A 14288-nucleotide genomic window follows, 5' to 3' on the forward strand; every position below is an offset into this window, starting at 1 on the left:
TTAGTTATTTATAGGTTGTTGTTTTTAGCCCCAAGAAGAATTCTTTAGTGAGTAGGTTAATATATATGTTGTAATCCTATCGAAATGATTTAATCGATGAATGTATTTATATAATTAATGATTTCTATAATGATAATTAAATGAATAGAACGGTATTTAAAATAATAACCCATTTTTTACTAGTAGTAGTTATTTTTTCTTGCAGTACTAAAAAAGATGATACTGCTATTATTCTATTTGAAAAAATACCAGGAACCTATTCAGGAATAACATTCAAAAACAATATTTACGAAGACGAATTCATGAATGCGTTTGTTTATGAATATTTTTATAATGGAGGAGGAGTTGCCATCGGTGATATCAATAATGATGGATTAGATGATATTTATTTTACATCCAATTTAGAAACTAATCAATTGTATATTAATAAAGGGAATTTGAAATTTCAAAATATCACAAAAATGTCTAACACGCAAGGTAGTCAAGGGTGGACGACTGGAGCCAATATGGTAGACATAAATAGTGATGGACTGTTAGATATTTATGTATGTAAATCAGGGCCTTTTAAGAAATCAATAATTTTGGAAAATGAGCTTTATGTAAATAAAGGATTGGATGCAAATGGGATTCCGGTTTTCGAAGAAATGGCAGCCAAATATGGACTCAATGATGCTAGTTATTCAATGCAGTCTGTATTTTTTGACTTTGATTTAGATGGTGATCTAGATATGTATCTAATGAATCATAATCCACAACCTCTTCAACCTGAGGTATTAGAGAAAGGAAGGACGGAATTTTCTGAAATTGGAGATAAATTCTATGTAAATGAAAATGGTAAATACATAAATAAAACTCTTGAAGTGGGTATCTTTTCTAATGCAATATCATATGGATTAGGTATAGGAGTAAGCGATTTAAACCAGGACGGTTGGCCAGATTTATATATTTCTAATGATTATGAAGAACATGATTATATGTATATCAATCAACAAAATGGAACTTTTAAGGATGTAATAAAGAAAGCAACAAAACATATTTCAAGTTTTTCTATGGGTAATGATCTGGCCGATTTTGATAATGATGGGTATACAGACATCGTTACTCTGGATATGGTAGCCGAGGATAATTATGGTATTAAAACAAGTATGCCAGGAATGAATCCTCAAAAATTTGATAACCAAGTAAAAGCAGGAAGGCATTTTCAGTATATGTACAATACTTTTCAAAAGCATACTTCATATATTGATTCTACAGGGACTCCTTTTTATTCAGAAATAGGACAAATAGCAGGAATGTCTAATACCGATTGGAGCTGGGCACCATTATTAGCAGATTTTGATAATGATGGGGATAAGGACATATTTATAACAAACGGTATTAAAAGAGACTTTAGAAATAAAGATTTTTTTGCAAAGATGAAAACATTTTCAAAAACAAATAAAGATGCCTACACGAATCCTGAAAAGTTAAAATTTTTGATTTCTAAAATGCCACATCGGGCACATAAAAACTATTTCTACAAAAATTCAGGGAGTTTAAAATTTCAAAACACTTCTGATGAGTGGTTAAAAAATGCTACAAAAGACTATTCTAATGGTGCAGCTTATGCAGATTTGGATAATGATGGTGATTTAGATTTGGTCATAAATAATGTTGATCAAGAAGCGACTATTTTAAAGAATAATTCAGATGTAATTTCTACTAATAAATATCTTAAGCTTGAGTTTAAAGGAGTTGAAAACAACATAAATGGAATTGGAGCTAAAGCTGTTTTATATACAAATAAAGGGCAACAGGTTTATGAAAACTATAGCGTTAGAGGATATCTGTCTTCTGTTCCGTTAAAAATAAATATTGGTCTTGAAGAAAATACTAAAATAGATTCATTATGTATTTTTTGGCCAAACGGAAAAAAACAAAATGTTAGAGTTGATCAATTTAATACAACATATTCTATAGAATTTGATACTTCTGCAAAAGCTTTTGAATCTTCTTTCAAAAAATCGAAGAAATTATTTTCTATACACGACCTGTCTTCTGATTTAAAACATGTTGAGAATGAGTATGACGATTATAAACGGCAATCACTATTACCTCATAAATTATCTCAATTAGGTCCGGCTATTGCAGTTGGAGACATAAATAATGATGGTAAAGATGATATATTTTTAGGACAAAGTACAGGAGAAGCTTCAATAGTATTTATCCAAGATGAAGATGGAAAATTTATTAAAAAACAAACGTTTCATGAAGATGCTATTTTTGAAGACATTGATGCTCAATTTTTAGATTTTGATCAAGATGGAGATTTAGATATATATGTAGCTAGTGGAGGTAATGAATTTAAAGAAAACTCACCCAATTATGCAGATAGATTATATGAAAATAGATCGGGTACGTTTGTGAAACGTACAGAACTTTTACCAAAAAGTATTCACATAAGCAGTTCTAAAATTAGGGTTACAGATATTAATAAAGATGGATATCCCGATTTGTTTATAGGAGGAAGACATAAACCTCATCAATACCCAAGTGCCACAAGTAGCTATGTTTTAATGAACGATAAAGGGAAATATATTGATGTTACCGAAAAAAATGCTTCCGAATTAAAAGATATAGGTATGGTAACAGATGCTACATGGACAGATTATGATACAGATGGAGATTTTGATTTATTAGTAACAGGAGAGTGGATGGCTCCAATTCTTTTTGAGAATGATAATACAATTTTTACAAAAGTAAAATCTACATATTTAGACAGTATCTCTGGTTGGTACTATGCTATTAAATCTGTTGATTTAGATAATGATGGCGATGATGACTACATATTAGGAAATTTAGGGGAGAATTATAAATATAAAGCTAGTACTATAGAACCATTTGAAATATATTATAATGACTTTGATAATAATGGTAAGAATGATATTGTTTTAGGGTATTATAATTTTGGTAAGCTTTTCCCTGTTAGAGGAAAAGAATGTTCGTCTGAACAAATTCCTTTTATAAAAAACAGCATACCTACTTATCATGAATTTGGGAATGCCACTATTGCAGATATATATGGTAAGAATAACCTAAAATCTGCTATGAATTTATCTAGTTATAGTTTTAAAAGCGGTATCCTGAAGAATAACGGAAATGCTAACTTTGAGTTTATACCATTACCAGCAATAGCACAGATTTCTTCTATTAATGATATTTTGATTATTGATATTAATAATGACTCCAAAAAAGATATAATAATCGCGGGAAACCTATTTACTTCAGAAATTGAAACACCAAGAAATGATGCTGGCTACGGAATGGTTTTATTAAATGAAGGAAATTTTAATTTTTCACCAATGCATGCCTCAAAGAGTGGTGTATTTATCCCATATGATTCTAAGAATTTGCATTGGATAGAAATTGATAATAACCCTGCTATGATTTCTGGTAATAATGATGATAAAATATCAGCTTTTACAATAAACAAATACGAATAACTTACCCCTTTTTTATATGCCTTTAGTTATTATTGTTTTAGGAATACTGTTGTTATTTATTTCATTTATCATTGTTTGCATTTTTGTTGGTGTATTACAGAACATGGAATTGCAAAACGTTATTCAATCTATTCAAACAGGAATAGGAAATACACTTGGTTTTTTAGTCATGATTTTAGGGCTTGGAACTATGTTAAGCAAACTCTTTGCAGATAGCGGTGTGGCACAAAGAATCACTTTAAAATTAGTGTCGAGCTTTGGAGTAAAATATATTCAATCAGAAAAGTAACAATTTTGGAAAAGTATAGATAAAAATGAGATATAAAAAATTTGGAAAGTTAGATTGGAATGTAAGTCAGGTAGGATATGGTATGTGGGGTATGGCGGGTTGGTCAGAGTCAGATGATAAAATATCTAATAGATCATTAGATAGAGCTATTGAATTGGGTTGTAATTTTTTTGATACAGCGTGGGGATATGCAGAAGGAAGAAGCGAGCAAATTTTAGCAGGATTATTAAAAAGACATTCAGAAAAAAGACTGCATACAGCAACAAAAATTCCTCCGAAAATTGATGAATGGCCGCCAAGTAAATCATCTACTTTAAAAGATATATACCCGTCAAATCATATCGTAGAGTATACAGAAAAGAGTTTGAAAAATTTAGGGGTTGAAACAATAGATTTACAACAATTTCATGTATGGGAAGATAGTTGGGCAGAACAGGATGAATGGAAAGAAATGATACTAAAACTAAAACAAGAAGGGAAAGTGCAATCTTTTGGGATTAGTGTAAACCGATGGGAACCTGCCAACTGTTTGAAAGCACTAGAGTCTGGGTTAATCGATTCGATACAAGTTATTTATAATATCTTTGATCAATCTCCTGAAGATGTATTATTTCCTTATTGCGAAAAGAATGATATTGCAGTTATAGCCCGTGTTCCATTTGATGAAGGCTCTCTTACCGGAAAACTTACTTTAGAATCTAAATGGGATATTGGCGATTTTAGAAATATTTATTTTGGCTCTGAAAATTTACCACCTACTATAAAACGTATTGAAAAATTAAAAGAACTGGTTCAGAATAAAATGCCATTAGCCGAATTAGCATTGCGTTTTATCGCATCACAACCTGCTGTTACTACGATGATTCCTGGTATGCGTCAACTACGTAATGTAGAAGCCAATATGCGTATAAGTGATGGAAAAGGGCTTTCACAAGAATGGATACATAAGCTAAGAGATCATCGTTGGGATCGTTTACCAACAAGCTGGTCTTGTTAACCGATCAGAATATGCGCAGAAGAACTTTTATAAAGAAAACTTCAAACACAGCTTTAGGTGTGGGATTAACATTATCATTTCCATCGGGTATGATCGTAAAAGAAGACACTTTGTTTTTTAAGATATCACTTGCACAGTGGTCATTACATAGAAGTTTACGTTCGGGGAAACTTTCAACATTCGATTTTCCTGCGAAAGCTAAAAATGATTTTGATATTCATGCTGTGGAATATGTCAATCAGTTTTTTATAGATAGAGCTAAAGATCATAAATACCTTAAAGAATTAAAACAGCGTACATCGGATCTTAATGTAGAAAATGTTCTGATTATGGTCGATGCAGAAGGTGAATTGGGTAATCAAAATAAAGAAGCAAGATTACAAGCAGTAGAAAATCATTATAAATGGGTAGAAGCAGCACAATTTTTAGGATGTAAGTCTATTCGTGTTAATTTACATGGAGAAGGAAGTAGAACCGATGTTGCAAAGGCAGGAAAGGATAGTTTAGTACAATTATCTGATTTTGCTAAAGACTATACTATCAATATAGTAGTCGAAAACCATCAAAGCTATTCTACACATGGAGATTGGCTATCCAAAATCATGAAAAATGTGAATCATAGTAATTGTGGTACGTTACCAGATTTTGGCAATTTTTATGAATATGACAGATATCAAGGTGTAAAGGATATGATGCCTTTTGCCAAAGGAGTTAGTGCCAAATCCAATAATTTTGATAAGCAAGGAAACGAAACAGAAATCGACTATTTGAAAATGCTTCAAATTGTGAAAAATGCTGACTATACAGGTTATATAGGAATTGAATATGAAGGCCCTAATGATGACGAAGATAAAGGTATTCGATTGACAAAAGAGCTATTAATAAAAACTGCAAGAGAGCTAAAATGAAATTAGAAAATCAGGTATTTGTTATTACAGGAGCTACAAGCGGCATGGGAAAAGCTATTGCTATTTTATATGCAAAAGAAGGAGCTAAATTAGTGTTAAGTGGTAGAAACATAGAAAGAGGAAATGCACTTGTAGAAGAGTTAAAATTAACATCTGCAGATGCTATATTTTATGCTGGAGATGTAGGTACTCCTCAAGTAAATAAAGAATTGGTAACCACAGCAATTATCAAGTTTGGAAAACTTACAGGCATAGTAACTAATGCAGGTGTGTTAGGACTAGGAAGTATTCAAGAAATTAGTATTGAAGATTGGCATACAACTCTGAATATAAACTTTAATTCGTTTTTTTATTTATGTAAATATGCCATTCCATACATCCAAAAAGAGAAAGGAATCATTATTGCTAATGCATCAATCGCTGCGTTTAAGAGTTTTCCAAACCATGCTGCCTATTGCGCATCAAAAGCTGCGTTAGTCTCTTTGGTTAAGCAAACAGCATTAGATTATGGCCCTGAAATACGTGTTAATGCTATTTGCCCCGGACCCGTAGATACACCTCTGATCTGGGATTCTGCAAAAGCATTTAAAAACCCTGATGAAGCTGTTGATAATGTAAAAAAGGCTACCATATTAAAACGTTTGGGTACACCAGAAGATATTGCTAAACTAGCATTGTTTTTGGCATCAGAAGATTCTTCGTGGATGACAGGTTCTGCCCTAACTATTGATGGAGGAATTATGACGACCTCTTAAAAGAAAAGAGATATGAAGTTAAAAAGAATCACACCATAAAATAGTAATGAAGGGTTAAATAGATTTATTGATACGTTGATGATCAATAAGGATTTGTATATTGTTAGTTATAAAGAAAAATTCCTACTACCTATACATAAAAATAGTTAGTCCATGATTCGAAAAGTATACAAGGGTTATGCTTTTTATCATTTTAGTCAAAACAAATAGTATATTTTCAGATGGCAAAATCATTACTTTTTATACCAGATATTTCGGGTTTCACGCACTTTGTTCAGAATACCGAGGTAGAACATAGTCAACACGTGATTTCTGAGTTGTTAGAGGTTTTGATTAATGCCAATACACAAGATTTGAAATTAGCGGAAGTAGAAGGGGATGCATTGTTTTTTTATAAAGAAAATGAAATCCCATCGCAAGAAAAACTACTGGCGCAGGTTGAAACAATGTTTACTGCATTTTATAGCCATCTTAAGCTTTTAGAGAAAAATCGTGTTTGCCCTTGTAATGCATGTGCTACAGCGCCTAATTTGCAATTAAAAATAGTAGTGCATTGTGGTGAATTACAGTTTATTACGGTTCAAGAAAAGCGCAAGCCTTTTGGTCAGGTAGTTATTGAGGCTCATAGGTTGCTTAAAAATTCTATTGTAAGTGATAACTATGCTTTATTAAGTGATGAAGTATCAAAAACAATTGGACTTCCTGTTAATTATGAGAGTAAATTATATCATTTTAGAGAAAGTAAAGATACCTATGATACTAAGGAGATTATTTATTTGTTTTCTGAAATAAATAAAAATAAGTTAAAACTTACTCCTTTTGCTATTCCAGAAGTGGTAGATTTTCAATGTTCTCCATCTATAGTTTTAAAGAGAGAGTTTGAAATTCCTGCAGCACAATTATTAGAATATATTACTAATTATAGTTATAGGCATTATTGGGCAAAGGGAGTTGATAAATTCGAATACAACCCAGGGGAAGTTACTCGATTAGGTACCGAACATGTCTGTGTAATTGATGGAAAACGACTCAATTTTACAACAGTGACCAAAAAAGCAAGCCTTGATGAGATTGTATACGGAGAACGTACTACGGATGTTCCTTTGCATGCACTGTATCAGTTTTTTATTATAAAACCATTACCCGGTAATAAATGCTTGCTTACTGTAGAGATCTATCCTAAGGCGAAATCAATCGTGCATAAGCTTATGTTGTTTCTTCTGATAAAAAAAGCCATTAAGAAGTCTATGAAGGCATCTTTGGATAATCTTGAAGCATTTGTAAGAAACGATGCTATAACTTAATTAGAGAAGATCCAGAATTCTTTCTAGTTTCATGCCTCGTGATCCTTTGATAAGAATAACATCTTTTTGATTTTTTAGGCTCCAACTAGTTTCAAGATCTTCATAAGATTTAAATTTTCGAATATTCGGATTAGTGCATTTGGTGGTAAAAAAATGACTCCCGATTAAATATATTTCGTCTGTTTCTGTATCACTTATCTGATCAGCTATTTTTTGATGCTCTAGAGATGCATCATCACCCAATTCAAACATATCTCCTAAAAAGACAATTTTAGTACCGTATTGCAATTGAACCAAATTATTGATGGCGGCTTCCATGCTTGTTGGATTTGCATTATAAGCGTCCAGGATAATTGTATGGTTCCCTTTTTTAATGATTTGCGAACGATTATTTGTAGAGGTGTAGGATTCTATTGCGCCTTTGATCTTATCTAAGCTAATTTTGAAATAGGATCCAATAGCTATAGCCGCAGCAATATTTGTGAAGTTGTACTGACCTATTAGATTGCTGTGTATGGTATCGTCTTGAAAAGAGATAATTACATTAGGATTTGTATCTGTCAATTTAATAATAGCATCACTTGTATTGGATTGTGAAAAACTATATGTCTTTATTTCGGAAGAGGCATTCACTAGTTTTTTATCCTCAAGATTAAGAAAAACTAGTTTATCATGTTTTTTTAAGTAATCATAAAGTTCTGTTTTTCCTTTTAAAACACCTTCAATGCTTCCAAAACCTTCTAGGTGAGCTTTGCCAATATTTGTGATATAACCATAATCTGGAGTAGCAATAGAGCATAAAAATGCTATTTCCCCCAAGTGATTGGCTCCCATTTCTACAATTCCTATTTGAGTTTCCTTGGTCATTGATAAAAGCGTAAGAGGAACGCCTATATGATTATTTAGATTGCCCTTAGTGGCGGTTGTCTTAAAAGAAGACGAGAGAACACTGTTGATTAATTCTTTTGTAGTAGTTTTTCCATTACTTCCTGTTAAAGCAATGATAGGAATATTTAGGTATTGGCGATGAAACGAAGCTAAGTCTTGTAGTGTTTTTAGAACATCATCCACAAGAATATGTTTTTCTGTAGTTTTAAATGTTACTTCATCAATTATTGCATATGCTGCTCCATGTTCCAGGGCTTTTTGGGCATACGTATTTCCATTAAAATTCTCTCCTTTTAAAGCAAAAAATATGACATTATGCTCAATTTTTCGAGTATCTGTACACACGCCACTGCTAGCTAAGAATAATTGATGTATTTGGTTGATGGTCATTAACTAGATGATATTAAAAAGCCCTGACAAATATGTACAGGGCTTTTATATTTATAACGAACTTTAATTAAATTCTAAGCTATTATCCTTTTGGCTTCTGGTGTCTTGGTGTTTTTTTCTTTCTGGCTTTAGTACCAACACGAGACATTGCATTTCTAAAACCAATATAATCTGTGGCCATATCTTGAGGCATAAATCTTCTTTGTGCCGGATCTAACCAATAAGCTCTATCTTTCCAAGAACCACCTTTGTATACACGTACTTCATCATCAACGATAGTAGTTCTCTTACTAGATTCATCATATCTTCTGTCCATTTGTGTGCTATCTTCTGCATCAGGACCTACATAGTGAATAGGTGCGTTATACATTCTTCTGTTAGGAGTGGCTTGATCCTGAAATCCTTCATAGTATCTAGAAGAACTTTTATCACCATCTCTATAGTTTCTGTTGTCACTATCGGTAAAATTAGTTCTCATGTATGTTTCGTTTTCATCAATAGGAACTTGTAAAATTCCGCCAGGTAATACTCGAGCTATAATTTTTCCATTACTAAGTGTATCATATACTATAGAATCTGTCATAACAATTTTTACAGTTCCATCAGGGTTGATAGCGTTTTTGGTATATACGTTCCCTCTATAGTAGTTGAAGTCATTATATTCATCATCTACAATAGGTCTATATACATCAGCTACCCATTCTGCAACATTTCCTGCCATATCATATAAACCATAATCGTTAGGGTTGTAAGATTTTACAGGAGCAGTAATATCTGCACCATCATCACTCCATCCAGCGATTCCACCATAGTCACCATCACCTTGTTTAAAGTTAGCTAATTGATCTCCACGAGTTCTTCTTTTTCCAGAACGTGTGTATTTTCCAGTCCATGGGTATTTTTTTCTACCTCTATAGATGTTGTAACTTCTAATTTCTACTAAACCTAAAGCAGCATATTCCCATTCAGCTTCGGTCGGAAGTCTGTACTTGGGTAAAAGTAATCCGTCTTTACGTTGTATATATAGACCAGTAGAGTCATTTGTTTTTGCGTATTTTTCTGATGCTCTACCACCTCTGATGGCTTCATCATTACCTCCATAAGTTTGAGTAGGAGCGTTTAAGTATGTGTCTGTGTCAAAAGTACTTTCTGCAGAAACATCTTCAAAAGGAGCATTCTTTTTAATTACATCTTCTTCTTCAAGAATTCTTTCATTAACGCGATTAGTCCTCCAATTACTGAATTCTATTGCTTGAATCCAATTTACCCCTACAACAGGATAATTAGCATACGCAGGGTGACGTAAGTAATTATTGGTCATCATTTCATTAAAACCAAGTCGATTTCTCCATACTAAAGTATCAGGAAGAGCTCCATAATATATGTTTCTATATTTTGGTTCTGTAGGAGGATATACTCCTTTTAACCAATCAAGGTATTCCAAATACATCACGTTAGTAACTTCGGTTTCATCCATATAAAAGGATTGAACGTGTTGTTGAGTTGGAGTGTTGTTCCAGTCGTGCATTACATCATCTTGTACACGTCCCATAGTAAATGTACCTCCTTCAATAAATACTAAACCAGGACCAGTCTCTTGCTCTTTGTAATTTGTCTGTACCTGAAATCCACCATCTTTGGAATTGTATTTCCAACCTGTGGCTCTAGAACTGCTCCCATAATCGTTCTTAGAACAACTAAACAGTAAAACACTAATGGAAAGTGCCATTAGCGACTTAAAAATAAACGCGTTTTTCATAATCTTAAGTTCGTTTAAGTAGAAATTAGGGCTTGCAATATAAATAATAAACGTTAAAATTACCCTAATTTTTTCAAAATATTATCAATTCACATTTTTTTATGAATTTATAACGACTCTGGTTTAACGCAATATTCATGAGTTTATTATTTGTGATGTAATAAAAACAAGAAATTTAAAATATTAAAAAAAACATTGCGCTTATTTTTTTTGGAAAAAACATAATTCTTAACAAAACGTTAAATAATGTAATTATTTAACATTATTTTCACTTCTTGTGGTAGGCAAACTTATAAAGAGATAAAATTGCCAATCATTTGAAATTTAAAAGATTACATGGGGATTGAAAGCGTATATTTGAGATGTTTTAATAAAAATTAATCACGGAAACTAAAATGAAATATAAGATATCCTTAAAATCAGCGTTTATAAACCATCAACTTAAAAAAATTAAGAACTCACTATTCTTACTAACTAAATAACTATATATTTGTCAAACTCAATTTTTAAAGGATATGAAAAGATTATTAACCCTTAGCCTATTGTGTGTTACAGTTTTCACTTTTAAAACTCAGGCTCAGGAACAAAACAGAGCAATAACAACTGCTACTCCCTTTTTATTAATAGCTGCAGATGCAAGAGCGGCTGGTTTAGCAGACCAAGGGGTTGCTACTTCTCCAGATGCATTTTCACAACAATGGAATCCAGCTAAATATGCATTCATAAAAAATAAGCAAGGGGTTGGGGTTAACTATACTCCTTATTTAAGTAATCTGGTTAATGACATATTCTTGGGGAATGTAAATTATTATAACCGTATTAATGAACGAAGTGCTGTAGCAGCAAGTTTTAGATATTTTAGCTTAGGGGATATAGAATTTAGACAAGGGCCTAATGATGAGCCTAATGTTCAAAAGCCAAATGAATTAACTCTTGATGTCTCATATGCATTAAAACTTAGTGATAGGTTCTCTATGGCTGTAGCAGGGCGTTATTTGCGTTCAGATCTTAGATTACAAGGCCTGGGAGCAGATGCTAGTGCAGCAGGAAGTTTTGGTGTAGATATCGCCGGTTTTTATAGAAGTGATGAAATTGCTTTTAATTCTTTTAATGGTAGATGGAGAGCGGGAGCAACGATTTCTAATATAGGACCAAAAATAAAATATGATGATGCAGGTCAAGAAAACTTTATACCAACTAATTTTAGATTAGGAGCTGCATTTGATTTTATCCTTAATGAAGATAACCGAATTACTCCTTCAATAGAGTTTAGTAAATTGCTTGTACCTACTCCTTTAAATCCGGATACTAATGGTGATGGTGATATTACTGCAGAGGAACAGCAAGCTGCAAACGATGAGTATAATGATAAAAGTGCATTTGGATCTATCTTTTCTTCTTGGGGAGATGCGCCAGATGGATTTAGTGAAGAATTAAAAGAAATTACTTGGTCATTAGGAGCAGAATATATGTATCGTGATGTATTTGCGTTTAGAGCAGGATACTTTAATGAATCTGAAGAAAAAGGAGCACGTAAATTCTTATCACTGGGTGCTGGTTTTAGATATAATATCGTAAACTTAGATATATCATATTTATTTTCTACTTCTTCTGTTAGAAGTCCACTTGAAGGAACATTACGTTTTGGTCTTTCCTTTAATTTTGGAGACGAATATTACGACTAGAAAATATTGTATAATAATATAAAAAAGTATCGAGCCGAAGGGTTTGATACTTTTTTTGTTTATAGTACATTGTGATACTTTTATTTGTAGTTAAAACTGAAGGAATACGATGTGCACTCTCCGGTATTTAAAAGAAAGCTGTATGAGTATTAATAATACGATATGAAGAGGTGTTAGAAAATAATATAATATACACATGAAAGAAATAGAGATAAAATCTGTCTTACAGGTATATGATTCATTTGATGAATTGCCAGAAGATATTCAGAGGTTGATGCAACAATCGATTGCAATTAGAGATAAGGCATATGCCCCTTATTCTGAGTTTTTGGTGGGTGCAGCACTTTTATTAGAGAATGGAGAGGTGGTTTTAGGAAATAACCAGGAAAATGCTTGTTATCCATCAGGATTGTGTGCAGAACGTACAGCTATATACTATGCTGGGGCTAATTTTCCAGAAGTTCCTATTGTTACCATGGCGCTTTCTGCCAAATCTTTAAAATATCAATTACTAACTCCAACACCTCCTTGCGGTGCCTGTAGACAAGCAATAGCAGAATATGAGGTGAAACAAAATATGCCAATAGCTATTTATTTTATGGGAGAAACAGGAAAAGTGGTTAAGTCATCTTCTTTATCTAATATATTGCCGCTTATTTTTGATAATTCATATTTATAACGTTTTCGTTGATTTTATCAGCAAACTCCTTTCCCTTTAATTTCGAATATGTTATTTTTGTTTTTCGTTCTCTTAAAAAATAAGAGAAAAAAATAAATAATGGCTAGTTTTGTAGCTAGTTTTTTTAGACATACACATCAGTACAACTAAATGAAAAAGATAACCAAAGATGTTTACCTAAATTGGTACGAAGAAATGCTTTTCTGGAGAAAATTCGAGGATAAGTTAGCTCAAGTTTATATTCAGCAAAAAGTAAGAGGTTTTTTACACTTATACAATGGTCAGGAAGCAATTTTGGCGGGAGCTTTACATGCTATGGATCTTACCAAAGATAAAATGATTACAGCATACCGTAATCATGTTCAGCCAATTGGTATGGGCGTTGATCCAAAACGAGTAATGGCAGAGTTGTATGGTAAAGCTACTGGTACTTCTCAAGGTTTAGGAGGATCGATGCATATTTTCTCAAAAGAGCATCGATTTTATGGAGGACACGGGATTGTTGGAGGACAAATACCTTTGGGAGCAGGTTTGGCATTTGCAGATAAATATCATAAAAGAGATGCAGTAACGCTTACGTTTTTTGGTGATGGAGCTGCTCGGCAAGGATCATTACATGAAACTTTTAACCTGGCAATGCTATGGAAATTACCTGTAGTGTTTTGTGTAGAGAATAATGGGTATGCTATGGGAACATCTGTAGAAAGAACAGCAAATCATACAGATATTTGGAAATTAGGACAGGGATATGAAATGCCTTCTGGTCCGGTAGATGCAATGAATCCTATAAAGGTAGCAGAGGCTATGGATGAGGCTATTACTAGAGCAAGAACAGGTGGTGGACCAACATTTTTGGAACTGAAAACATACCGATATAGAGGTCATTCTATGAGTGATGCTCAAAAATACCGTACAAAAGAAGAAGTAGCAGAATATCAAAAAATAGATCCAATAACTCAGATTTTGGATATTATAAAAGAGAAAAAGCATGCTACAGATGAAGAAATTGCAATAATAGACAAACGAGTAAAGGATAGAGTTGCAGAATGTCAAAAATTTGCTGAAGAATCACCATTCCCTGAGAAGAATGTGATGTATGATGTTGTATACGAACAGGATAATTATCCATTTTTATCACACAAACCACAATAA

At 32.7% G+C, this 14288-nt stretch carries 11 protein-coding genes; 9 read left to right on the forward strand and 2 right to left on the reverse strand.

From position 1 onward, the window contains the following. The first annotated feature begins 140 nt into the window (after positions 1-140). The 6 genes from DG435_RS14625 (at position 141) to DG435_RS14650 (ending at position 7735) form a co-directional block, all read left to right on the forward strand. Positions 141-3482 carry a VCBS repeat-containing protein gene (locus DG435_RS14625; RefSeq protein ID WP_106792488.1) on the forward strand — a complete coding sequence of 1114 codons (3342 nt, stop codon included), beginning with the start codon at positions 141-143 and terminating at the stop codon, positions 3480-3482. 16 nt (positions 3483-3498) lie between these two features. Then, positions 3499-3771: a hypothetical protein gene (locus DG435_RS14630; protein ID WP_106792489.1), complete on the forward strand. Its 273-nt coding sequence runs from the start codon at positions 3499-3501 to the stop codon at positions 3769-3771. 25 nt (positions 3772-3796) lie between these two features. Then, positions 3797-4768: an aldo/keto reductase gene (locus DG435_RS14635; RefSeq protein ID WP_106792490.1), complete on the forward strand. Its 972-nt coding sequence runs from the start codon at positions 3797-3799 to the stop codon at positions 4766-4768. An 11-nt stretch (positions 4769-4779) separates the two neighbouring features. After that, the gene (locus DG435_RS14640; RefSeq protein WP_106792543.1) at positions 4780-5676 is read left to right on the forward strand and encodes a sugar phosphate isomerase/epimerase; all 897 of its coding nucleotides are present in this window, start codon (positions 4780-4782) and stop codon (positions 5674-5676) included. Beyond that, positions 5673-6431 carry an SDR family NAD(P)-dependent oxidoreductase gene (locus DG435_RS14645; protein ID WP_106792491.1) on the forward strand — a complete coding sequence of 253 codons (759 nt, stop codon included), beginning with the start codon at positions 5673-5675 and terminating at the stop codon, positions 6429-6431. Before DG435_RS14640 ends, DG435_RS14645 begins: the two co-directional genes overlap by 4 nt. A 221-nt stretch (positions 6432-6652) precedes the next feature. Then, positions 6653-7735, forward strand: a complete 1083-nt coding sequence (locus tag DG435_RS14650; protein WP_106792492.1) for a DUF2652 domain-containing protein — start codon at positions 6653-6655, stop codon at positions 7733-7735. Here the strand turns inward: DG435_RS14650 and murF are convergent, their stop codons facing one another. Together murF and gldJ are read right to left on the reverse strand one after the other, a co-directional pair. Further along, complete coding sequence (murF, locus tag DG435_RS14655; RefSeq protein ID WP_106792493.1) at positions 7736-9013, reverse strand: UDP-N-acetylmuramoyl-tripeptide--D-alanyl-D-alanine ligase; 1278 nt, start codon at positions 9011-9013, stop codon at positions 7736-7738. An 82-nt stretch (positions 9014-9095) separates the two neighbouring features. After that, complete coding sequence (gldJ, locus tag DG435_RS14660) at positions 9096-10772, reverse strand: gliding motility lipoprotein GldJ (RefSeq protein WP_106792494.1); 1677 nt, start codon at positions 10770-10772, stop codon at positions 9096-9098. 515 nt (positions 10773-11287) lie between these two features. Between gldJ and porV the strand changes: the two genes are divergently transcribed. From porV to pdhA, 3 genes are all read left to right on the forward strand, one after another. Continuing rightward, a complete protein-coding gene (gene porV, locus DG435_RS14665; protein WP_106792495.1) occupies positions 11288-12457 on the forward strand; it encodes a type IX secretion system outer membrane channel protein PorV in 1170 nt (389 codons plus the stop codon). A gap of 196 nt (positions 12458-12653) precedes the next feature. Further along, positions 12654-13136 carry a cytidine deaminase gene (locus DG435_RS14670; RefSeq protein WP_106792496.1) on the forward strand — a complete coding sequence of 161 codons (483 nt, stop codon included), beginning with the start codon at positions 12654-12656 and terminating at the stop codon, positions 13134-13136. A 150-nt stretch (positions 13137-13286) separates the two neighbouring features. Beyond that, positions 13287-14288, forward strand: a complete 1002-nt coding sequence (pdhA, locus tag DG435_RS14675; RefSeq protein WP_106792497.1) for a pyruvate dehydrogenase (acetyl-transferring) E1 component subunit alpha — start codon at positions 13287-13289, stop codon at positions 14286-14288.

The organism is Aquimarina sp. Aq78, assembly GCF_900299525.1.
Taxonomy (GTDB): domain Bacteria; phylum Bacteroidota; class Bacteroidia; order Flavobacteriales; family Flavobacteriaceae; genus Aquimarina.